A 22,646-nucleotide genomic window follows, 5' to 3' on the forward strand; every position below is an offset into this window, starting at 1 on the left:
TCGACCCCTCTACCCGCTCAAGTCAAAATGGCAGTCGCGCCATCTCAGAACGAGGCGCCCCTCCCGCGAAGCGGGTTCGTGCATTGCGGCGCAAAGCAGCCATGCCGCCGTCGCGTGTGAGACTCTGCTTCGGGTCACGAGCAGAACAGCAGCCCCCTACGGCTCGTCCCTCTCATCGCGCAAATTAGACACAACGCGGCGGTTCTGCGACCTGCAGGCGGTGTCGGGGCACTCGCGGACGAGCCTGTCCTTGCCGTAGCCCTTGGCCCACATGCGGTTGCGGTCTATGCCGCCGGCGGCGAGGTAGTCCATCACCGCATCGGCGCGCTGCTGCGACAGCGCCATTTCACTTGCGCCGGGGTCGTCGGCGAAACCCTGCAGCTTGAGCAGCCAGCGCGGATGCTTTGCTAGCCAGGCGATCTGGGTGTCGAGGGTGGCCTTGGCGACAGAATCGAGCGCGGCCGAACCTTGCGTGAAATAGGTGCGGCGGCCGACATTGAGGATAAAATCCTCCTCGCTGCCCGGCTGCACGTTCTGGAAGCCGGCAACCTCGGTGTTGGTGACGTCGGGTGTGGGAGGGGCCAGCGTGTTGCTGGTCGAGCAGGATGCGGCCAGCAGCAGCAGGCCGGCGGCGAGCAGCCGGCGCGTGTTTTCAATGATGCGGTTCATGAGGCGCCAATCATTCGACAGTGGTGGAAGCGGGCGCCTGGTCGGCGATGTGCGGCAGGACCTGCACCGCGGTGCCGATCGGGCAGCGCTGGTAGAGGTCGATGATGTCTTCCGGGAACATGCGGATGCAGCCGCTGGAAGCGTCAGTGCCGATGCTCCATGGCTCCAGCGTGCCATGCAGGCGGTAGCCAGTGTCGGCGCCGTCGCGGTGCAGATAGAGCGCGCGCGGCCCGAGCGGATTGTTGGACGCGCCGCCTGCTATCATGTCCGGTAGCTCCGGCCTGCGCTTGCGCATTTCGGGAGGCGGGACCCAGTCCGGCCACAGCGCGCGGCGGTCGATCGTCGCGCGGCCGTACCATTTGAAGCCGTCCTTGCCGACGCCGACGCCGTAGCGGATGGCGGTCTTGTTTTCCATGATGACGTAGAGGAAATGGTGGCGGGTATCGACCACGACGGTGCCGACCGGCTCGCTACTGAAATACTTGACGATCTGGCGATGCCATCTCTTGTCGATCTTCGCGAAGTTGGTCTTGCGATACACAAAATTGTTGTCGCTGGCGGTACCGGCGAAAAAGGATTTTGCCGCCGCTGCTTGAGCAATATTGCCGGTTGCACCCATCGCGACCAGCGCCAGGCCGCCGAGCACGACACCCCTGCGTGATAAAACCATCGGCAATATTCCCCCTCATGCCAAAAGCCTGGCGGACCATAATTGAGAATTACTTCGCCTCAAAGTGGAAAATGCTGCGTTGCTTCAGTCCGCCCTGTCCGGACATTCGTCATTGCCGGGTTCGGGCGGGTAGACCGGGTGATCGGCAGATTGCTCGACGAGGGTGGATACAGGTGGGTTGCAGTCGACCTCGACGCCAAAAATGTAGAGCGGTCCCGGAAAGAACGTCTACCGGTCTTTTTCGGCAACGCTTCGCAGGAGGAGATGGTGGCCGCCGCGAAAATTGACAGCGCAAAGGCCCTGGCGATCACTCTGGACGACCCCGAGGCAGCCAAATCGGTTCTTGCGGCGCTGAGACGCAAACTGCCCGACCTCCCGTCAGATGCGATGGCGGAGCGCCTCAACGATCACCGCCATCGCAGGCGAGAGCTGTCGCCTGCTCGGGTAGTAGAGGTGATAGCCCGCAAACGGCGGACTCCAGTCATCAAGCACGAGCCTAAGGCATCCGTTGGCGATTTGGTGGCTGACGAGGTTTTCCGGGACATAGGCGATCCCGAAACCGCTTATCGCAGCCTCGATCATGGGAATGGACGAATTGAAGGTGAGTTGGCCTTCCACCCGCACACGAAGGTCGCGGCCATCCTTGGCGAATTCCCAGGCATATAATCCGCCGAACGTCGCCTGCCGCATATTAATGCAGTCATGATCGACCAGATCCTGCGGTGCGGTCGGAACCGGATGGCGGGAAAAGTACTCCGGCGAAGCCACGGCGACGAGCCGCCAATCCGGCCCGATGCGCACTGCGATCATATCCCTGTCGATGCTCTCACCAAGCCGCACGCCTGCGTCGAAGCGCTCCTCCACAATGTTCTGCATGCCGTTGTCGCTGTAGAGCTCGACGCACACGTCAGGATAGTCGCCGAGCAAGGGCTGCAGCTTCGGCCAGACGGTCGTCTGGAGCGCATGGTCGGACAGCGAGATACGGACCGTTCCGGAGGGTTTGTCGCGAAAGGCCACCAGGCTTGCGAGGTCGGCTTCGATTTCCTCGAAGCGGGGAACAAGAGATTGGAAAAGTCGCTCGCCGGCCTCGGTCGGTGCGACGCTCCGCGTCGTACGTGTCAGCAGGCGGACGCCAAGACGAGCTTCAAGCTCCTTGATTGTCGAACTCAGGGTCGACTGCGAGGTTCCGAGCTTGGCCGCCGCCTTGGTGAAGCTGCGCTCCCGCGCGACCGCCACGAACCAGAGCAGATCCTTCATGCCATCGCGCTGCATAGGGCACCTCCGGTCGGACATTTATATCATGAGCAGATAAGTCCATGCGAATTACTTAGTCTAATAGAATGGGTTCCTCTGCAATATCTTCCGGCATGGCGACGGGGATGGGCGGCTGATCCGCCCCAGTCGCCTTGCAAGGATGCCAAACTATGGAAACGACCTACGACACAAGGCTTGTCGAAGACCGCGCCGCATGGGGCGCGGTGCTGTCGATGGCGCTGTGTGTTTCCGTGCTCATCGCGTCGGAATTCATGCCGGTCAGCCTGCTGTCGCCGCTAGCGGCCGATCTCGGCATCACCGAGGGCCGCACGGGACAGGCGATCTCGATTTCGGGCGCTTTCGCCGTCGTGACCAGCCTGCTGGTCGCCGGCCTCACGCGCCGGATCGACCGCCGACTGGTCGTGACCGGCTTTACCCTTCTCCTCATCGTGTCCGGGCTCGCTGTCACCTTCGCGCCGAACTACGCGTTCCTCATGGTCGGCCGGGCGCTACTCGGCATTGCGATCGGCGGGTTCTGGTCGATGTCGACCGCGATCGTCATGCGCCTCGTGCCGCAAGACATGGTTCCGAAGGGTCTCGCCATGCTAAACGCTGGCAATGCCATTGCGGCCACGCTCGCCGCGCCGCTGGGCAGTTTTCTTGGCGCCTATGTCGGCTGGCGCGGCGCTTTCTTCCTCGTCGTGCCGCTTGGGCTCCTGGCGCTGGTCTGGCAGTGGACAAGCCTGCCGGCGCTGCCCCCGCGCCGGAGGAAGCGTCCTGGCAATCCGCTGGCGCTCCTCGGCCGTCTTCCTGTCGCCACCGGCATGGCGTCAATCATGATGCTGTTCATGGGTCAGTTCGCCCTCTTCACCTATCTGCGGCCCTTCCTCGAGAGCGTCACTCAGCTCGACATCGCCGAGCTTTCGGCGATCCTGCTGGCGATGGGGCTGGCCGGGGTGCTCGGCACCCTCTGCATAGGCCGGCTCTTGCGCACGCGCCTGTTCAGCATCCTCATCGTCATCCCGCTTGTCATGGCCGCGCTGGCCGTAGCGCTCATCGCGTTCGGTACGATGCCAATTCCTACAGCGCCGCTGCTCGTTGCCTGGGGCTTTTTCGGCACGGCCGCGCCGGTTGGCTGGGGCACCTGGCTCAGCCGCACGTTGCCGGACGACGCGGAGGCCGGCGGCGGGTTGCAGGTAGCCGTCATCCAGCTCGCCATCACCGGCGGTGCCGCCATCGGCGGCACGCTCTTCGATACGGTCGGCTGGTGGGGAGCGTTCACTCTAGGCGCGGTGCTGCTCTGCGGATCAGCGCTCGCCGCCTTTGCCGCATCGCATACGGCCCGGAGATCTTTGCCATGACCATCGAGCGTGCGCCGCTCAGCCGCAGGACATTGCTTGGCGCCGCGCTCGCGGTGGCGGCCCTGCCTCGCGCAGCCGCCAGCCAAGAAGGCGAAGCCCCTGTAAGCCAGGAGCCAACTGACATGAAGATCAGGATGATTTTCAACGGCCGCACCATGACCGCCACGCTCTACGACAATCCGTCGGCGCGCGACTTCTTCTCCATGCTGCCGCTCGACCTCAAGATCGAGGACTACGCGCATAACGAGAAGATCGCCTATCTGCCGCGCAAGCTGACTGAGGAGGGAAGCGGTCCGTTCGCCAACGAGCAGCCTTATGACCTGTGCTATTTCATGCCCTGGGGCAATCTGGCCATGTTCTACGCCGACTATCGCCATCCCGGGCTGATCAGGCTCGGCCGCTTCGACGAGGGCGAGCAGGCCCTGCACATTCGCGGCGAGTTCCCGCTTCGCATCGAACGCATTTGAGGACACAAGGACATCACCATGGACATTCTTCGCGCTGGCACGAGGCCTTCCGGCAAGGGGCCACCTGACTGATTCACCGGCACGGTGCGGATCGATCCGCTCTTCAATCCCTTCGATGCCGGGCGGGTCCAAGGCGCACAGGTGACCTTCGAGCCCGGCGCCCGCACCGCCTGGCACACGCATCCGCTCGGCCAGACGCTGATCGTCGTCTCCGGCCTTGGCCGCGTGCAGCGCGAGGGTGGCCCGGTCGAAGAAATCCGGCCGGGGGACGTCGTCTGGTTCGCGCCCGGCGAAAAGCACTGGCACGGCGCGTCGCCTCAGACCGCCATGACCCACATTGCCCTCCAGGAGGTCAAAGACGGCAAGGTCGTGGACTGGCTGGAACATGTCAGCGACGCCGACTACGGCGCCTGATCTTCTCGACTCGAAAGGAACCAAAATGCTCGCAACTGTTCTTCACAAACCGGGCGACATCCGCTGCGAGGAAATCGCCGATCCGAAAATCATGCGGCCAACGGACGCCATCATCAAGCTTTCGGCAAGCTGCATCTGCGGCTCGGACCTGTGGCCCTATCGCGGGCTGCAGCCGGTCGACGGCCCGATGCATATGGGCCACGAATATTGTGGCATCGTCGTCGAGGTCGGCGCAGAGGTGCGCACGGTCCGTCCCGGCCAGTTCGTCGTCGGCTCGTTCTGTCTCTCCGACAATACCTGCCCGCACTGCCGCTTCGGCTTCCAGTCGTCCTGCGTGCAACGCGAATTCATGTCGGGCGCGCAGGCACCTTATGCCCGCGTGCCGTTGGCGGATGGCACACTGGTCGCCACCGCCGAGGTGCCGCCGGCCGAACTCATCCCCGACCTGCTGGCCGTGTCCGATGTGCTCGGCACCGGCTGGTATGCGGCCGACGCAGCCGAGGTCCGAGAAGGATCGACAGTGGTGGTGGTTGGCGACGGTGCGGTCGGCCTGATGGGCGTGCTTGCGGCCAAGGAGATGGGCGCCGAGCGCATCGTCGCCATGAGCCGGCACGTCAGCCGCCAAAAACTCGCCCGCGAGTTTGGCGCCACCGACATTGTGGCCGAGCGTGGCGAGGAAGGCGTCGCGCGCGTCCAGGAGCTCACTAAGGACGTCGGCGCGGACTCCGTGCTGGAATGCGTCGGCACGGCGGAATCCTTCGACCAGGCGCTGGCCTGCTCTCGCCCCGGCGGCACTATCGGCTATGTCGGCGTGCCGCATGGCGTGAGCTTCGATGGCCAGAATCTCTTCTTCGGCCAGAAGCGCATGCTGGGCGGCCCCGCGCCGGTGCGCCGCTTCCTGCCCGACCTTATGGACCGTGTGCTCAAGGGCAGGATCAAGCCCGGCAAGGTCTTCGACCTCAAGCTGCCGTTGGTCGAGGTCACTGAAGGCTACCGCGCCATGGACGAGCGGCGCGCCATCAAGGTCATGCTTTCGGTGTGAGGGAAGATTGGACGGACGGCCTGTCCGCACCCGCAAATCAGAAAAGGAACAACGACATATGACGATGAGATTGAAGATCGCCGCCCTTGCGCTTTCAGTTATCACGCCGGCTTTCTCGCAAGAGTCCCCGATCATCGGCGCATGGCGCATGAGGTCGCTCGAGGCCGGTGCCGATGGAAACCTCAAGCCCGTGCCATATTCCGGCCAGGTCATCTTCACCGAGGCCGGCACCCTCTCGGTGCAGGCCCAGAACCCTGACGCCAAGGCGCCGGATACGCCTTACACAGCGAATGGCTACGAAGCCTATTACGGCCCGGTCGCCATCGACGACCAGGACAAGACCTTCGTCATCACGATCGAGTCCTCCCTGGTCCGCAACCTTGTCGGTAAGAGCATGAAACGCAAATTCGAAGTCTTGGGCAACAAACTGGTCCTCACCCCGGACAATCCGGCCGAAGGCTGGCGCGTAACCTACGAACGTTACTGATCGGAACAGCCCGACTGTCAACCTGTCATCGATGGCCACAATGGCGCGGACTTCAGACCGAAATGGCGCGACAGCGGAACTGGCGCCAATCATGGCGGCTGTCTTCGCCGGCTTCCTCCTGATCGGCTTGGCGCTACCCGTCCTGCCGCTGCATCTTCACCAGCAGCTCGGCTTCGGCCCCTTCGCAGTCGGGCTGGTGACGGGCAGCCAGTTCGTCGCCTCGATGCTGTCGCGCATTGGGGCTGGAAACTATGCCGATGGGCGCGGCGGCAAGCGGGCCGTCGTCGTCGGCCTCATTGCCGCTGCCCTGGCGGGGTTCATTTACGTCGGCTCGCTGGCATTGCTCGACCGGCCCGTAGCGTCCGCATCGGCGCTCTTCGCCGGCCGGGCGGTACTGGGCGCGTCTGAGAGCTTCATCATCACCGGCGGCGTCGCCTGGGGCCTTTCCCTTGCGGGCGGACAGAACTCCGGAAAGGTCATAGCCTGGGTGGGCACGGCGATGTTCGCGGCGCTCGCGCTAGGCGCGCCGATCGGATCTGCGCTTTATGCGGCGAGCGGCTTCGCCGCGATCGCACTCGCGACGGTCGGCCTGCCGCTTGCGACGCTGCTTGCCATCCTGCCTATGCGTGGCACCAGCCTCGCCGCGAGCGCCGCGCGACAGTCATGGACGAGCGTGGCGCAAGCGGTCTGGCTTCCCGGCGTCGGAGCTGCTTTCAGCAGCCTTGGCTATGGCGCGATCCTGTCCTTTGGCGCGCTGCTCTTTGCCGAACGCGGCTGGCAGCCGGTCTGGCTTCCCTTCACCGCTTATGCCGCGTCGCTGATCGCGGCAAGGCTGTGCTTCGGCCACCTGCCTGACAGGTTGGGGGGCGCGCGCGTCGCTGTGATCTTCGTGGCGGTCGAGGCGGCAGGGCTGATGCTGACCTGGCTTGCGCCCGGGCCTGTTCTCGCCGCCATCGGAGCGGGCCTGACTGGCCTTGGCTACTCGCTGGTATATCCCGGTTTCGGTGCCGAGGCCGTAGGCCGTCTTCCGCAACGCAGCCGCGGCCTGGCCATGGGACTCTACACCGTCTTCCTCGACGTGGCGCTCGGCTTCGGCAGCCCGGCGCTCGGCTTGGTCGCCGCGTCGGCCGGCCTGCAATTCGTCTTCCTCGTCGTCGCGACGGCGACGCTTCCGGCGTTGGGCATCGCTCTGCTGCTGGGTCGCCGTAACGCTCCACTATAGCTAGTCTGTGCTCGAGATGTCGCACAACCACGATCGCTCCCGCTTTGGGCGACGTCTGCTTCCGGGCAATGACAAGACCGACGTCTACGGCCGACATTGGCGCAGAGCAAACGGTCGGGTTTCCAACGCGGAGCGACAAGAGCTGACCGTTGGTCGGCGCAAGTGTCGTCCTGACGTGACCCAATGCGGTCTTCCGTTGCGAGCGTCGGTTGCTGGAGCTGCGTTAAGTCGGTCGGAGGCCAATGGTATTTTCAATGGAACGCTAATATACATGGAAGCCCCAACGAGCAGCGCCTGCCAGATACTTGAGGAATGCCATGCGAAGGCTCATCTTCACGGCGATGTGTATCGCCGCCGCAACAGCCGCTAACGCCCATGATTGGTACGAAGACAAGATTGACCCCCAGACCAAATTCAAGTGCTGCGGCGGTTCAGATTGCCGCGCCATACCCCGGTCTTCGGTGCGGTCCAGGGTGGACGGCGGGTACACTTATTTGCCGCATAATTTCACCATCCCACGGGACCGGGTACAGGAATCCCCGGACGGGCAATACCATATCTGCGAAAATAAATATGTTGTAACCAACCAGCTGTATTGGCGTTGCTTCTTCGCACCTCGTGTCGATGTGTCTATACTTCTAAAGCATTAACCGCGCGTCACTTCCGCAACTTACATAAGCAAGGTGCTAGTCCATTAATTCTGTTGGACTTTCTTCAAAATTGCCGAAGCTCAAGCGGTGCGCGACTGCCCCAGGGATTTCATTGGATACATCGCGGCTATCGAGAGCCTACGCCCCTGGGCGTAACTCCATGGGGCGCTGCCGCGGGTGACTTCTGGGCGCGCTCCGCAATTCGGTGACAGATCGTGTCGGCGCGGCCGTGGTTGTGTAGATTGGCTGCGTGGCCCGCCTTGCCCGCATTGTCGTTCCAAGTCCACTCGCCACATAACGCAAACGCGGTAACGGCTGGCGATTTCGACCACGATGGACAGCCAAGCGATAGGGGATAACTGGCGCGGGATCATCAGCACGGTTCATGCGGGAGCGGCATTCGCCGGATGAGGCAGCTACGGCTGCAGTCTCGAATTTGACGCATCAGCACTTGCAAATCGTCAGCCGAGGTCTTTTGCTCGCGCGATAGTTGCCCTTGACCGTTGAATGGTTGGCGAACAGATGAACAAAATCGATCGACGGCGGCCAGAATCAGAAACGGACGCCACCGTAAATGCCGCAAGACTTGGAACTCGGCTGCGCCTCGCCCGCCAGACACGCGGCATGACGCTGAAGACGCTGGCCGCGGCTGCGAATTGCTCGGAAAGCCTGCTGTCCAAGATCGAGAACGGCAAGGCTTCGCCGTCCCTGCCCATGCTTCACCGCCTGGTCGAGGTTCTCGACACCAACATCGGCTGGATGTTCGAGCAAGTCGACGACGACGAGGCGATCGTATTCCGGGCGGGCGCAAGGCCTTTGATCGCGCTCGACGCGCTACGGCGTGGCGAAGGAATTTCGCTCGAACGCATCATCCCGTATTCGCCTGGCCACCTCTTACAATGCAACATCCATCACATCGAGGCAGAGGGCTCGAGCGAAGGTCCGATCCAGCATGCCGGCGAGGAAGTCGGCTACGTGCTCGCCGGGCGGATCGAACTGATCGTCGACGGCAAGAGCCATGCTCTCGCCACGGGTGATGCCTTCGTGTTCAGGTCGGAGCTGCCGCATCATTACCGCAATATCGGCGAGGAACGCGCTAGCATTTTCTGGGTCAACACGCCGGCGACTTTCTGAGCAACGCTGTGCGTTCATTTGGATTGACAAATATTCAAGTCTCTTGAATGCTGCCTCGTGCCTGTAGCACCAACGGGACCAGCCGAGGTCTGGTCCGCAAGCAAGGGGAACCGAAATGCGTCTGTTCAAACTTCTCGCCGGCTGTGCCGCCGCCATTGCCATGGGCTCGGCAGCCATGGGATCGGCGCTTGCCGATACGTTCGCTCTCGTCAACATCAACCAGCAGGCCCTGTTCTTCAACCAGATCAACGAGGGCGCGCAAAAGGCTGCCGACGCCGCTGGCGCCAAGCTGGTCATTTTCAACGCCAACAATGTGCCGAGCGCGCAGAACGACGCGATCGAGAACTACATCACGCAGAAAGTCGACGGCATCATTCTGGTCGCCATCGACGTCAACGGCGTCAAGCCGGCGATCACTGCAGCCAAGGCGGCCGGCATTCCCGTCATAGCCATCGACGCGCAGATCCCCGACGGCGACAATATTTCGTTCATCGGCGTCGACAACACCAAAGCCGGCGAGGACATCGGCAAATTCTACGCCGACTATGTGAAGACCGACATGGCCGGCAAGGCCAAGATCGGCATCGTCGGCGCACTCAATTCATTCATCCAGAACCAGCGGCTCGACGGCTTCAAGAAGGCGGTGACCGAAAGCGGCCAGGGCGTCACCTTCCTCGACACAGTCGACGGCCAGAACGTTCAGGAGACCGCGTTGAGCGCTTCGGAAAACCTGATGACGGCCAATCCGGACATGAACTCGCTCTATGCGACCGGAGAGCCGGCCTTGCTCGGCGCCGTTTCGGCGGTGACCAGCCAGGGCCGCACCGGCGACGTCAAGGTGTTCGGCTGGGACCTGACCAAGCAGGCCGTTCAGGGCATCGATGACGGCTGGGTGGTGGCGGTCGTGCAGCAGGATCCGGCCGGCGAAGGCAAGGCCGCGGTCGAAGCGCTGGGCAAGATCAAGAAGGGCGAGAAAATCGACCCGATCATCAATATCCCGGTGACGATCGTGACCAAGAAGAATGTCGACCAATATCGCGCGATGTTCAAGTAAACTGCGTCGGCGACCGAGCCGCGGCGCCGCCCGAGGCTGCGCCGCGGATCCCTTGCAATCGCGTGGAATTCCAGATGAGCAGTGGCCAGACCTATCGGGTGCGGATGAGCGGCATCTCAAAGCGCTACAACGCCATCCAGACGCTCGATGACGTGTCGCTGACGCTGAAGCCGGGCGAGGTGCTGGGGCTGGTCGGCGACAATGGCGCCGGCAAGTCGACATTGAGCAAGGTGCTGTCGGGGGCAGTGGTTCCCGACGCCGGCACCATCGAGATCGACGGCAAGCCGATGATCTTCAGCTCCCCGGCGGACGCACGTACGGCGCGCGTCGAGATGGTCTACCAGGACCTGTCGCTGTGCGACACGGTCGATGTTGCCGGCAATCTGTTTCTTGGCCGCGAGCCGCGCCGCCGCATCGCAGGCATTTCCTTTCTCGACAAGAAGCGCATGCATGACGAGACGCGCCAGATGCTCGATCGGCTCGGCATCGTCATTGCCGACACGCGGCTCAAGGTCGAAAACCTCTCCGGCGGGCAGCGCCAGTCGATCGCGATCGGCCGCGCCGCCTCGTTCGAGCCGGCCGTGCTGATCATGGACGAGCCGACGGCAGCGCTTGCCGTGGCCGAAGTCGAGGCGGTGCTCGAACTGATCCGCGCGGTCAGTGCGCGCGGTGTCAGCGTCATCCTGATCACCCACCGGCTGCAGGATCTGTTCCTCGTCTGCGATCGCATCCAGGTCATGTATGAAGGGCGCAATGTCGCCGAGCGGCTGATCGGCGAGACCAATATCGAAGACGTGGTCAATCTGATCGTCGGCCGCAAGTTCAGTGCGCGTTCCGCCACCAATGGCTATCGCGGTGGAGCGCCGGCATGAGCGACGCGATCCACACCGCCCAGCCCTCACGAGTACGCAGGGGCACCTGGCGCGATGCGCTGCTCGCCAATGGCAGCGTCGTCTCGATCGCGCTGTTCTTTCTGGTCGTCTGCATCATCTTCTCGGTTGCGACCGACGCGTTTCTGACATCGCCCAATCTGTTGAACATCCTGCGGCAGTCGGCGCCGCTGCTGATCGTCGCCGCGGCAATGACTTTCGTCATCACCACTGGCGGCATCGATCTTTCGGTCGGCTCCGTGCTGGCGCTGGTGGCGACGCTGTCGGCGACGGTTTTGCAGTTTGGCCTGCCGTGGCCAGTCGTTATCCTCGCCATGTTGGCGCTCGGCGCCCTGCTTGGGGCGGTACAGGGCTATTTCATTGCCTATGAGGGCATCCCGTCCTTCATCGTCACGCTTGCCGGGCTTTCGGTGATCCGTGGCGTGGCGCTGCTGATCACCGGCGGCTATTCCATCCCCATCGAGCCAGGAAGCGCTTTCACCGTGCTGGGCCGCGCCTGGTTTCTTGGCGTGCCGGTGCCGGCGCTGATCGCGCTGACGATCCTGGTCATCGCCTATCTCGCCTTCAACGAGACGCCATTCGGCCGCTATGTCACCGGTATCGGTGCCAATGCCGAGGCGGTGCGGCGCGCCGGCGTCAACACGCGGCAGACGACGCTCTTCGTCTATGTGATTTCCGCCACCGCGGCAGCCCTTGCCGGGATCATTATTGCTGCCCGGCTTGGATCGGGATCTTCGAATGCCGGCCAGGGTTTCGAGCTGGAAGTCATCGCCGCCGTCGTGCTCGGCGGCACCAGCCTGTTCGGCGGCCGCGGAACGATCATCGGCACGGTGCTCGGCGCGCTGACCGTGGCCGTCATCGGCAACGGCCTGATCCTGGCGCATCTGTCGCCTTTCCTGACGCCGATAGTCACCGGAACGATCATCCTGATCGCCATCTGGCTGAACTTCCGCCTGTTTCGCGGCGCCGTGCGGAGCCGTTGAGCCGATGGGCGATCTGTTCGATGACGCGGTGCCCAGGCGACGGCTGCCAATCGGCGTCGAAACCGGCCATGTGATGACCGTGCTCGGCCCGGTTCCGGTCGAGGAGATGGGCATTACGCTGATGCACGAGCACATCTTGCTCGATGGTGCGCGCAGCTGGAAATGCCCCTGCCATCCCGATGACATGGCGATCGCCGAGCAGCCGGTGAACATCGAGATCATCGGCGAGTTGCGCATGAACCCATACGTCAACCGCGACAACGTCTCGCTCGACGACGCCGACCTGGCGCTGTCTGAGCTGCAGCGCTATCGCGCGCTGGGCGGCCACACCGTCGTCGATGCCACCAATATCGGCATCGGCCGCGACCCCGAAAAGCTCGCCCGCATCAGCCGCATGTCCGGCCTGAAGATCGTCATGGGCACCGGCTTCTATCTCGAGCACACCCATCCCGAATGGCTGAAGGCGATGGATGTGGACGCCGTGACCGAGTTCATCGTCAACGATGTCGGCGGCGGCGAGACGCAGCCGCCGATCATGGCCGGGCTGATCGGCGAAGTCGGCGTCAGCAAGGATTTCACCGCGGAGGAACGCAAGTCGCTGCGGGCTTCGGCGCGCGCCTCGCGCATAACCGGCGTGCCGCTGTCGATCCATCTGCCTGGCTGGGAGCGGCTGGCGCACGAGGTGCTCGATATCGTTGAGGCCGAGGGCGCCGATCTTCGCCACACCGTGCTCTGCCACATGAACCCGAGCCACGACGATCCCGACTACCAGAAAAGCCTCGCCCGGCGGGGCGCGTTCCTCGAATACGACATGATCGGCATGGACTATTATTATGCCGACCAGGACGCGCAATCGCCCTCCGACGAAGAGAACGCACGCGCCATCGCCGCCCTTGTCGAGGCGGGCTTCGGCGACCGCCTGCTGTTGTCGCAGGATGTGTTCCTCAAGATCATGCTGACGCGCTTCGGCGGCTTCGGCTATGGCTATATCCTGAAGCATTTCATACCGCGCCTGAAACGCCATGGCGTCGAGCAGCCGGCCATCGACCGCATGCTGATCGCCAATCCGAAAAGCGTATTCGCGCGGCTCTAAGCGGCCTGGAATTACACTGGAGTTCAAATGTCCAAGAAGAAGATCCTGCTTGCCGGCGAATCCTGGGTGTCGACCGCGACCCATATCAAGGGTTTCGACCAGTTTCCGACCGTTACCTACCACACCGGCGCAGACGAGTTGCTGGGCGCGCTGAAGGCGACCGACTTCGACGTCACGTTCATGCCGGCGCATGAGGCGCAGCGCGGCTTTCCACAGACCATGGAGGCGCTGTCGGCCTATGACGCGGTCGTGCTCTCCGACATCGGCGCCAACACGCTGCTGCTGCATCCCGACACCTGGGTCCACTCCAAGCCGACGCCGAACCGCCTGCGCCTGCTCCGCGATTACGTCAGCGGCGGCGGCGGTCTATTGATGTTCGGCGGTTACTACAGCTTCCAGGGCATCAACGGCGGCGCGCGCTACCGCAAGACCCCGGTCGAGGACGTGCTGCCGGTGAATTGCCTGGCCTACGACGACCGCGTCGAGGTTCCCGAAGGTTTTGCGCCCGTGCCGAAACCAGGGTCGAGCCATCCCATCCTCAGGGGCCTCGGCTCGGACTGGCCGATCCTGCTCGGTTTTAACGAGGTGACGCTGAAGGACGGGGCCGAGGTCCTGGCCAGTGTGTCGTCGGATTATGGCTCGCTGCCGCTGCTTGTCACCGGCCGTTACGGCAAGGGCCGCACCGTGGCCTGGACATCCGATGTCGGGCCGCATTGGCTGCCGCCGCAATTCATCGCCTGGCCAGGCTACAAGACCCTGTTCGAACAGATGCTGGGCTGGGCGACCGGTGAGAGCTGAGCCATGCATGTCCACGTCGTCGGCAATGCCTGCGTCGACACCATGTTTCGTGTCGGCCGCTTCCCTGCCCCGGGCGAGACCTTGAATGCCGTGAGCTACGCCGACGGTCTCGGCGGCAAGGGCGCCAACCAGGCGGTCGCAGCAGCACGGACTGGTGCAGAGGTGACGTTCTGGACGGCGCTCGGCAAGGACCCCGCAGGCGCATGGATCAGGAGCCGCCTCGACAGCGAGCTGTCAGACCTTGAGGTGAGCGAATTCGAGCTGCCGAGCGACCGCTCGACCATCGTCGTCGATAAAGGCGGAGAGAATTTCATCGTCAGCGGCGTCGCCTGCAGCGAGGCCTTCGATCCGGTGACGCAGACAGCACTTGTCCGCTGGATCGCCCCCGGCGACATCCTCGTCTGCCAGGGAAATTTGCGGACTGCCGTGACCAATTCCTGCCTCAGAGCAGCAAAGGGAAACGGTGCGCGCACCGTTCTCAACGCCAGCCCGATCGACACGGCCTCGCTGCCCGATCTCGGCCTGGCGGAGGTTCTGGTGGTCAACCAATCCGAAGCGCAAATCTTGACCGGCCGGGATGACATCGCGGCGGCGGCCGATGCGCTGGTGGCCAAAAGCGCAGGCACCGTCGTCATCACTCTCGGCGCCGCAGGCTGTCTCCTGCTTGGCCCGGGCCATGAAGAGCCGCTTCGTTTGCCGGCGCCGCAGGTCGAAGCGCTCGACACCAGCGGCGCGGGCGATGTGTTCTGCGGCTGTCTGGCCGGTGGGCTTGCCCGGGGCATGCCGGTCATCTCGGCGCTGAAGCTGGCGCTCGCCGCCGCTGCAATCGCCGTGACACGGCCGGGCACGCTGGCATCCTGTCCTTCCGCCTCCGAGATGGCGGCGCTCATCGATCAAATGGAGCTCTCATGACCCAGCTCGGCCAATCTGGCGGCGACGCGCTCGTAGACCTTTTCGGCCGCACAAAGGTGGTGATCGGCGTCGTTCATCTGGCGCCGCTGCCCGGCGCGCCGCGCTATGACGGCGAGGCTATCGAGGCGATCTACCAGCGCGGGCTCGACGACGCCAAGGCCTATCTCGACGGCGGCTGCGACGGCGTCATCGTCGAGAACCATGGCGACATCCCGTTCGCCAAGCCTGATGATATCGGCCCGGAGACGGCGGCCTATATGGCGGTCGTTTCCGACCGCATCCGCCGTGAACTCGGCAGGCCGATCGGCATCAATGTGCTGGCCAATGCCGCGATCCCGGCCCTGGCGATCGCCAGCGCAGCCGGCGCCGGCTTCGTGCGAGTCAATCAATGGGCGAATGCCTACGTCGCCAATGAGGGCTTTGTCGAAGGCGAATCGGGCCGCGCGGCACGCTACCGCGCCAGGCTGCGTGCCAACGGCATCCGCATTTTCGCCGATGCGCATGTCAAGCACGGCGCACACGCCATCGTCGCCGACCGCCCGGTGGAGGAACTGGTCAAGGACCTGGTCTTCTTCGACGCCGACGCCATCATCGCCACTGGCCAGCGCACCGGCCACGCCGCGGATTTGGGCTACATAAGCATGATCAAGCAGGCCGCCGGCCTGCCGACGCTGGTCGGCAGCGGTGTCACGCCGGACAATGCCAAGGATATCCTCGCCATCGTCGACGGGGTCATCATCGCCAGCGCGCTGAAGCACGACGGCGTCTGGTGGAACCAGGTCGACTCTGCTCGAGTAAAGGCTTTCATGGGTGGTCTGAAGCGATAACTGGACTACCCTACCGAGGGGCTTGGGGTCCGCTTGATCAGAGACGACGGACGGGCCCAGGATACTGCGCGACCAGATCGTCGACGGTCAGCAAAGTAATGCCTTCCACAATCGATTGAGCAATCAGGATCCGATCGAAGAGGGCCTTGTGGATGGTGGGAGCCCATCCACCGCGATGGCATGCTCGCCGATGATTGGCAGCTCATGATAGACATTGTCCATCAGGCCCGACACAAAAGACGCGCACCGACCCTGACGTCAGGGCGGCCCAGACCGCGTTTAAAGGCAATCTCCCAGAGACTTGCGGCGCTGAACGTCAAGTGGTTGTCGGCATTCTCGATCTCAGCGAGGGCGGCACGCGGAGGCTTTTCGGGCTCGCCCGCCGCCCAGAGCAGAAGATGGGTATCGAGAAGAAGTGGCCGCCAAACAGCTTCTCGATTTCGTCATCGGCCATGCGATCAAAATCGTGCGGAACTGAAAACCGCCCGGCCATAAACCCCACCCGACGCATTTCGCCGGCCGCAGGTGCGGCTATGGCAATGACCTTGACCATCGGCTTGCCGGATTTCGCGATAATGAAGGATTCGCCTTTGGCCGCCCTGTCGACAAGACGAGACAGATGTCTTGGCCTCGTGGATATTGACGGTGCGCATTGCGGGCCTCTGACTTAGTCCATGAAACTTAGTCTACTCGGGCCCGATTTTTTTAAGCGTGTTTCAGTCAGTGAAGGTGAAGGATGCCGGATGCGGCCGATCCTTTCGGATCGGCCACATGGCACGACTTCAACAAAGACGCGTAATCGATTGTCTGAACTGCATGTTTGTTGGGACTGCGTCACACCTGATGTTGGCCGAACCTGTTGGTCCGGCATGCGACGTCGGAGTTCACAGGAGCGATTTTTGCCGAGCAGATGCTCTGCGTTGCGCTAGGGGCCGAAAGCGAAACGTCCGCTTTTAGGGCGCTGCGCCACGGCGGCGACGAGCCCGACACTGTACCGAAGACGATCGACGCGACGGGCGCAAAGGGCCTTACCTGACTCTATGTTCCCTTCACGATTCTCGGCTTAGTCGGTCGGCGGGATTGAGCCGCGCTCTCGAGGGCCAGGGCCAACCGTTTCTCGTCTTCGATGGCGCGATCGACTGCCTCAATTTCCTCTTGGAGCACCTTCAGCTCGGCTCCGTAGCTGGAGCCGTCGCTGTCCCCGATCTGAAAGCCACTTGCCCGCATTGCGTCGCGAGTATGGTGCACGTTACGGACTCCTTCGCGCCGCGTCGCGACCAAGATTTCCCTAAACTCTCCAAGACGTTCAACGTGATTGCGAGCCATTGCGTTCTCCTATTTTGTCGTCATCGTCGCCGACGGCGATTCAGAACGGCTAAAACTTACGGAGATACTCTCGACAAAGCATGAGTGCGGAAGCTCAAATTTGAATGTCTTGCAACAGCGTGAAGCGCAGCAGGTGGAAATTGGCTTCGACCCGATCGATCTCAGACCAAATGCAGACACTTTCGGCCGAGCGCGTCTGCGGCTCCCCCAACGGGGCCATCCGCTCATGTAATCAGTAAAATTCGAGTGCGAGAATGACCCGGGCCATGGACGTCCCGCCATTCCTGGTCGAGTTTGACCTGCGGCGGAGGCAAGGCAGGCTTCGGCGCGCTGGTTGTGTAAAGCATCTCAAGCAACTGCTCTCCGTCGATCAGCTCCAGGTGCAGCTTTGACTTCGTCTCTCGGGCCTTCCTCGGTACTTTCGAGAACGAGAGGCGGTGGTGACAAATATCCCCTGCCCGGCACTCGCGAAGACCTTGCTCCTACGAAGTTTCGCACGCCTTTGACGGATTCCGCATCGGTCGTGATGTGGCGCTTTACTTGCACTGCCCGCTGGATGACGCAGTTGTCACGCAAAGGCAGGAAGCGGCGTAACGAAGCGAACGCGAAATTTCAAACTGAGACACACTACCGGGATAGAACCGGGTAGACAGCATGCCGAAACGGAACGCAAGAACGGGTGCATAAGATGACGCGTCAGCATCTTTTTATTAGCTAGTGCTAATTAGCAGGCATATAGTCACTTCAACATGTGGCCGAAGCGGCAACCGGAAAAGGGAACAGCGCGGCGCCGAGCCACTGCCGCGGTCGTCCTTGCGGCCCTTTCGTCGCTAGGGTTTTTGGTTCCCTCGAGGGCGCATGATGCCCCGTCAGGGTGGAGCTATCCGCTGGCCTGCTGTCACGGCGACGCCGAACGTGGCGAGTGTCAGCGAATCCCAAACGGCGCGGTTCATGTTCGTCCCGGTGGCTGGGTTGTGATCCTGAGGCCCGGGGATCATCGGAAGATCACGCGGCAACAGCGATATTTCATCCCATATGGTGATGAGATTCCGTCGCAGGACGGCGACTATCATATTTGCCTCCATCCGACCCAAGAGCATGAGAACTGTTTTCTTGTCCCGCCGGACTCGATATGATCCGGGAGCCACGCGCGAGCTGCGGCTGAGATGCGGATAGCGCCGCGCCCAGTGCCGCCCGACGGCTTCGATGATGCGTGTAAGCGAAAATCCAAATTTCCCGAATCTTGCGGATCTTCGCTGGGGTGCCGCCTCAGTTCGTACCAAACATGCGCGCCACCCTGCGAAACGTCGCCTCAGTCGAGGCTGGCCGGCGACGAGAACGGCCGATTGGCGTCCACCACGAAGATGGCCAGCTCATCAACAGCGGTTGTGCCGGCGCTGAACACCTCCATCGGCTTGTCGACCCCGTGTCCGACCATGGTCGTGCCGGCTTCGGCATAGCTCACGCCGTGGGGCGTTCTTTGGCCGAGCTTGCCGCCCAGCACATAGAAGGCCTCCGGTCCCGGATGTGTATGGATCGGCGTCTTGGCACCGGGCGCTCCACCGGCACGGTTGACGCGCAGCAAATACTCGCTCGCACTGATCGGCGGAACGGGCCCGATCTCGACGACCTTGGTCCCGGCAGGAGTGGTGCCATCCTTCGGTCCGAGCGTGAACAGCCAGGCCTTGCAAAATCATGGTTCTGAGGCGTTGTCGCAGTAATGGAAGGTGGCGAGATAGCCGGGGAGTACGCGCATGAACTCCTGTTGATGGGTCCAAGCTCTGCACTCCGCCATGGAGGTCATGGGTTTCACGTCGGGGAGCCTGATTAGCTCCCCCTGGTTGGTCAGAAGGATTGTGACAGCGATGGCGGTGAACATGGCCTGGTTATCCATCGACTTAAGGCTGGCGATACAATAACCGCCGGAGTTGGGACGGACGTCGTCTGAGGCAACCTCGTTGACATGGTCAGGACCACAGAATCTCGCGATGCTGGAATCCGGTTTTGCAGCCGTTTGCGTTGCCAAAAGAAGAGCGAGAGCGATGATGAGCTTGGTGCGATTCATGTCGTCCTCCGTTTCATCCGGTGCTGCTGGGATCGCTTGGAGGCGAAGGCCGAATGGGCTAAACTAGGAAGCGCGCCAGGAAGGTGAAATGTCCCGAACGGCCCCTGAAATTGACCTGAAATCTGCTGAAACGATCACGTTTCGCGGTTTTGCCTTCCTGACGAAAAGCAAAGAACTCCGAACCGTCGAAGGCAAAGCGGTCAATCTTCGCAGCCAGTCCGCCGAGGTGCTCTCGGTGCTCGCGGCGCGACCGGGCGAGATCGTGTCCAAGGATGCGCTGATGCTGGCGGTTTGGCCCGATACCTTCGTGACCGACGACAGCCTCACTCAATGCATTGCCGACATGCGCCGCGCGTTGGGGGACGACGCGCACGTGATCGTGGAAACCTTCCCCAAGCGAGGCTACCGGCTGAATGCCGATCCATCGAACGCGGCGGACCCAAACGCCGCAGCCGGCACGGAACCTTCGCAGGCGCGATCCCCGCGACGCAGTTTCGTTCTTGCTGCAATCGTTCTCGTCGCGGCAGCGATCGGCGCATACTACTGCGCGGAAATATGGCGAGCCGCTCCAGTTCCTTCGAGCGACATGCCGAGGATTGCGATCCTTCCCTTCGACGACTTCAGTATCGGTGAGGACAAGGGATATCTCAGCGATGCCGTCGCCGAGGGGATCATCACCGAGCTATCGTGGAGCAAGACTTATGCCGTCATCGCCCGGAACTCGAGCTTCAGGTACCGGGACCAGCCGGTCGAGACCAGGCAGATCGGAGATGAACTCGGCGTCGACTACCTGCTCGAAGGCAGCCAGCAGAAGATCGGAGGCCGGCTGAAAGTGACCGCCCAGTTGCTGAATGCGCATGACGGATCGAATCTCTGGGCCAACAGCTACGACCGGGAGATTGGCGATCTTTTCGTCGTCCAGGAGGTGATCATCCGCACGCTTGCGGATCGGGTCGGGCATAGGATCGAACGCCCCCTGCCAACGAGCGACGCCGCCCGGGTCAGCGCGCTCCACTATCACCTGATGGCAATTGCCGAGATCCAAGAGGATTTCTCTGCCGCGAGGAACCAGCTGTTTCGGCAGCTGAACCTTAAGGCGATCGAAGCGGATCCGAACTCCCAGTTCGGCTATATCGGGCTGGCCTGGTCCTATCGCAATGACGCGGTATTCGGGTGGCACGAGCAGGAACATAACCATGACGAGGCGTTAAAGCGCGCCGCCGAATACGCCGACAAGGCCATCTTGCTCGCTCCGGACGACGCCGAGGCGCATAATGTCCGCGCCCAAATCCATACCGAAGCCGGCGAGATCGAGCAGGCCCTTGCCCGGTTCGATCAGGCGATAGCCCTGAATCCCAGCAATTCGGATATCCTCGTCCACAGTACGGATCTGCTGCTCTATGTGGGCCGTACGGACGAAGCGATCGATCGGATCGAGCAGGCCAAAGGCATCGATCCCTTCTACCCCGACTGGTTCCACTGGCAGATGGGCTGGGCGCTCTGGGAAAAGAGCGATTGCAGGGCTGCGCTGGCGGAGATGCGGAAAATGTCCAGAATCCCAAGCGGCGCACACCGAATGCTTGCGGGGATCCACGCCTGTCTGGGAAACGAGCGGGAGGCAAAGGAAGCGCTCGCGGTTGTCCTCAAAGACTCGCCCGGCGAATCTATCCGCAAAGAACGCAGGGAATGGGAGAAGCTATGGACCGCCCCCGGAAGCCTCGACCGCTGGATCGAACACATGCGGTTCGCGGGCTTGCCGGAGTGACGGCCGACCCTATGCGGCCCGGCAGAAGCCAATTGGTCCGCAAAAAAACCGTTGAAGCCTTTGTGTTGTGTGTTGTGGGCGCTGGTTGCCCTCAAAGCGGGATCATCCTTCGCAAGGAATATTGGGTGCGGGAAAGTCGGCAATGGGGCCGACTTGCGCCATAGTGCGCTCGCACCCCAACTTCTGGGACGGGCCCGATGGCTGCCGTTCATCGCGATGCCTCGAACTACGCAGATGGCGCATTTGGTCCTTATCGGCTGCCGTAGAGCCAATCGCTCTCGAGTGCAGGCACTCCAGTGGAGTCCAGACGTTGGATTGGACCCTCGACCTCTACAAAAGCTCACTGAGCTTCCAGTCGGGCTACGAAGCGATCGCTTCGGCGAGAAGTCGTCGTTCTCAATCGGGCGACGGGGGGATACATCGGCGACGACGGCATAAGGGAGGATGGGCCAGACCGAGCCGACGGAAAGGTCGTAGCCATTGGAGCGCATAGCGCCTGGCCGGGAGGCCGGCGCCAGTCAGACTTACGCGGCGCGTCGTTGAGCGAGGTGGAGACCCGAACGGGCTCGACGAGGGTCCACGGCAGTCACAATGTTGTGGTGGTGATCGCAGTAGACGCGATCCGGCGAAGTTGGCCCAGCACAAAAACGATAACCACCGGGTACTGACGGGTCTTCGCTCACCGGGAAGCGGCATTGATAGAGGCCTAGCTGAATGAGGGGGACATCTCTCGAAGTTAGTCTGATATTTTCAGGCATGATGGTTTCCTAGTTCGTAGCAATTGCCGGGTGACGGCCGCAGTGCGACCCGTCAGGGCGAGCTTCTCTCGTTTGGGAGGCTATGGATCACCATATGGTGTTGGCAGCACCGTCAATGAAGCCCGACGCCCTGCTTCTGAAGCCAATAGTTTGCGACTTAAGGCCACACCCGCAAACGCATTAGCAATCTACCATCTTGTCCCCGAGGCACCCGCCCGCCGCGGTTTGCCGGCTAATTCGTGCCGTGTTCGCTGGAGGTATCACTCCTCTCTGAATCCTGCAGTGAGGCGTGGCGAAATCCGAACTCGCCCCGTAGATGCTTGACGTGGGCTTTCAGCCCGGCCTGACCCATGGTCGCCGGCCTTCGGGGGTGGCCCGGCGTGCTCTTGGACACGCTTCCACAGCCGTTCGCGCATCTCCTGGTTCAAGGTGATGAAAGCCGAACCGGCATATTTTCCGGTACCGGGCTTCGCCAGCAAGGCGAATGCCGCCTTGCCTGGCTTGCGCTCGACGCCCAATAGTTCGTATTCCTGGACTGTGAAGCTCTTCGTCTTCAGCCAATTCGTCGTCGGGCCGCTTCGATACGGGCTGTCGGCGCGCTTCGAGACGATGCCCTCAAGGCCCGCTTGGTCGGCAAGATAGGCGGCGGTAAGTGCAAAGAGGCTCGCAATCCAAACACCACGCATCACACGCTCGGGCGGTCTGCGCATTGTAAACACCGAAAACGCGTTGGCTTAAGCGCAAATCCTAGGGAACATGCTAGAATGTGCGGCTTCGCTCAACTTGAGCAAATGTCCCCAACGAC

The 22,646-nt window shown here is 62.4% G+C and carries 21 protein-coding genes and 4 pseudogenes; 16 read left to right on the top strand and 9 right to left on the bottom strand.

The genetic code is table 11. The features are described 5' to 3' along the window. Nucleotides 1–156: 156 nt before the first annotated feature. Together NKH04_RS29280 and NKH04_RS29285 are read right to left on the bottom strand one after the other, a co-directional pair. Entirely contained in the window at nt 157–669 is a 513-nt protein-coding gene (locus NKH04_RS29280; protein WP_353045362.1) for an OmpA family protein, read from the bottom strand. Between the two features lie 10 nt (nt 670–679). Then, entirely contained in the window at nt 680–1,339 is a 660-nt protein-coding gene (locus NKH04_RS29285) for a L,D-transpeptidase (RefSeq protein ID WP_352474291.1), read from the bottom strand. A 42-nt stretch (nt 1,340–1,381) separates the two neighbouring features. On the opposite strand from NKH04_RS29285, the pseudogene NKH04_RS29290 reads away from it, so the two are divergent. After that, nucleotides 1,382–1,705: pseudogene (locus tag NKH04_RS29290) on the top strand (NAD-binding protein); the annotation flags it as partial. 12 nt (nt 1,706–1,717) lie between these two features. Here the strand turns inward: NKH04_RS29290 and NKH04_RS29295 are convergent. Next, entirely contained in the window at nt 1,718–2,611 is an 894-nt protein-coding gene (locus NKH04_RS29295) for a LysR family transcriptional regulator (RefSeq protein ID WP_352780197.1), read from the bottom strand. Nucleotides 2,612–2,763: 152 nt separating this feature from the next. Here NKH04_RS29295 and NKH04_RS29300 point away from each other — a divergent pair, with 152 nt between their 5' ends. The 14 genes and pseudogenes from NKH04_RS29300 (at nt 2,764) to NKH04_RS29365 (ending at nt 15,927) form a co-directional block, all read left to right on the top strand. Continuing rightward, a complete protein-coding gene (locus tag NKH04_RS29300; protein ID WP_353045363.1) occupies nt 2,764–3,954 on the top strand; it encodes an MFS transporter in 1,191 nt (396 codons plus the stop codon). Further along, nucleotides 3,951–4,421 carry a cyclophilin-like fold protein gene (locus NKH04_RS29305; protein ID WP_352981052.1) on the top strand — a complete coding sequence of 157 codons (471 nt, stop codon included), beginning with the start codon at nt 3,951–3,953 and terminating at the stop codon, nt 4,419–4,421. Before NKH04_RS29300 ends, NKH04_RS29305 begins: the two co-directional genes overlap by 4 nt. Before the next feature lie 18 nt (nt 4,422–4,439). Then, nucleotides 4,440–4,835 (top strand): annotated as a pseudogene (locus NKH04_RS29310) ((R)-mandelonitrile lyase). A 25-nt stretch (nt 4,836–4,860) separates the two neighbouring features. Further along, nucleotides 4,861–5,877 (top strand): zinc-dependent alcohol dehydrogenase family protein, encoded by a 1,017-nt coding sequence (locus tag NKH04_RS29315; protein WP_353045364.1) that lies wholly within the window; start codon nt 4,861–4,863, stop codon nt 5,875–5,877. 64 nt (nt 5,878–5,941) lie between these two features. Further along, nucleotides 5,942–6,364, top strand: coding sequence for a lipocalin-like domain-containing protein (locus NKH04_RS29320; RefSeq protein WP_352850684.1), 423 nt, complete (start codon nt 5,942–5,944; stop codon nt 6,362–6,364). A 40-nt stretch (nt 6,365–6,404) separates the two neighbouring features. Further along, on the top strand, nt 6,405–7,586 hold the full coding sequence (locus NKH04_RS29325) for an arabinose transporter (protein WP_352474301.1): 1,182 nt from the start codon (nt 6,405–6,407) through the stop codon (nt 7,584–7,586). A gap of 1,172 nt (nt 7,587–8,758) precedes the next feature. Then, nucleotides 8,759–9,370, top strand: a complete 612-nt coding sequence (locus NKH04_RS29330; protein ID WP_023679230.1) for a cupin domain-containing protein — start codon at nt 8,759–8,761, stop codon at nt 9,368–9,370. Between the two features lie 115 nt (nt 9,371–9,485). Then, entirely contained in the window at nt 9,486–10,424 is a 939-nt protein-coding gene (locus NKH04_RS29335) for an ABC transporter substrate-binding protein (RefSeq protein ID WP_352542622.1), read from the top strand. A 74-nt stretch (nt 10,425–10,498) separates the two neighbouring features. Continuing rightward, the gene (locus NKH04_RS29340) at nt 10,499–11,296 is read left to right on the top strand and encodes an ATP-binding cassette domain-containing protein (RefSeq protein ID WP_353045365.1); all 798 of its coding nucleotides are present in this window, start codon (nt 10,499–10,501) and stop codon (nt 11,294–11,296) included. Next, entirely contained in the window at nt 11,293–12,297 is a 1,005-nt protein-coding gene (locus NKH04_RS29345; protein WP_352835051.1) for an ABC transporter permease, read from the top strand. The genes NKH04_RS29340 and NKH04_RS29345 overlap by 4 nt, the downstream gene beginning before the upstream one ends. Nucleotides 12,298–12,301: 4 nt before the next feature. Further along, nucleotides 12,302–13,390, top strand: coding sequence for a phosphotriesterase family protein (locus NKH04_RS29350; protein WP_353045366.1), 1,089 nt, complete (start codon nt 12,302–12,304; stop codon nt 13,388–13,390). Between the two features lie 27 nt (nt 13,391–13,417). Next, nucleotides 13,418–14,188, top strand: coding sequence for a glutamine amidotransferase (locus NKH04_RS29355; RefSeq protein WP_352685652.1), 771 nt, complete (start codon nt 13,418–13,420; stop codon nt 14,186–14,188). Between the two features lie 3 nt (nt 14,189–14,191). After that, nucleotides 14,192–15,100: a ribokinase gene (locus tag NKH04_RS29360; protein WP_352850663.1), complete on the top strand. Its 909-nt coding sequence runs from the start codon at nt 14,192–14,194 to the stop codon at nt 15,098–15,100. Then, complete coding sequence (locus NKH04_RS29365) at nt 15,097–15,927, top strand: BtpA/SgcQ family protein (RefSeq protein ID WP_352474307.1); 831 nt, start codon at nt 15,097–15,099, stop codon at nt 15,925–15,927. Before NKH04_RS29360 ends, NKH04_RS29365 begins: the two co-directional genes overlap by 4 nt. A 37-nt stretch (nt 15,928–15,964) precedes the next feature. Here the strand turns inward: NKH04_RS29365 and NKH04_RS33315 are convergent. The 5 genes and pseudogenes from NKH04_RS33315 to NKH04_RS29385 all read right to left on the bottom strand — a co-directional run bounded on the left by NKH04_RS33315 (nt 15,965) and on the right by NKH04_RS29385 (nt 19,318). Continuing rightward, a pseudogene (locus NKH04_RS33315) lies at nt 15,965–16,322 on the bottom strand (type II toxin-antitoxin system VapC family toxin). A 26-nt stretch (nt 16,323–16,348) separates the two neighbouring features. Beyond that, nucleotides 16,349–16,580, bottom strand: a pseudogene (locus tag NKH04_RS29370) (type II toxin-antitoxin system Phd/YefM family antitoxin); the annotation flags it as partial. 385 nt (nt 16,581–16,965) lie between these two features. Beyond that, the gene (locus tag NKH04_RS29375) at nt 16,966–17,253 is read right to left on the bottom strand and encodes a hypothetical protein (RefSeq protein WP_023679221.1); all 288 of its coding nucleotides are present in this window, start codon (nt 17,251–17,253) and stop codon (nt 16,966–16,968) included. A 1,312-nt stretch (nt 17,254–18,565) separates the two neighbouring features. After that, the gene (locus tag NKH04_RS29380; RefSeq protein ID WP_353023990.1) at nt 18,566–18,838 is read right to left on the bottom strand and encodes a cupin domain-containing protein; all 273 of its coding nucleotides are present in this window, start codon (nt 18,836–18,838) and stop codon (nt 18,566–18,568) included. A 108-nt stretch (nt 18,839–18,946) separates the two neighbouring features. Beyond that, nucleotides 18,947–19,318, bottom strand: a complete 372-nt coding sequence (locus NKH04_RS29385; protein WP_353023992.1) for a hypothetical protein — start codon at nt 19,316–19,318, stop codon at nt 18,947–18,949. An 88-nt stretch (nt 19,319–19,406) separates the two neighbouring features. Here NKH04_RS29385 and NKH04_RS29390 point away from each other — a divergent pair, with 88 nt between their 5' ends. Beyond that, the gene (locus NKH04_RS29390) at nt 19,407–21,083 is read left to right on the top strand and encodes a winged helix-turn-helix domain-containing tetratricopeptide repeat protein (protein WP_353045367.1); all 1,677 of its coding nucleotides are present in this window, start codon (nt 19,407–19,409) and stop codon (nt 21,081–21,083) included. A gap of 1,018 nt (nt 21,084–22,101) precedes the next feature. Here the strand turns inward: NKH04_RS29390 and NKH04_RS29400 are convergent. Continuing rightward, a complete protein-coding gene (locus NKH04_RS29400; protein WP_353045368.1) occupies nt 22,102–22,551 on the bottom strand; it encodes a hypothetical protein in 450 nt (149 codons plus the stop codon). Nucleotides 22,552–22,646 lie beyond the last annotated feature (95 nt).

Source organism: Mesorhizobium sp. M1365 (assembly GCF_040317865.1).
GTDB lineage: Bacteria > Pseudomonadota > Alphaproteobacteria > Rhizobiales > Rhizobiaceae > Mesorhizobium.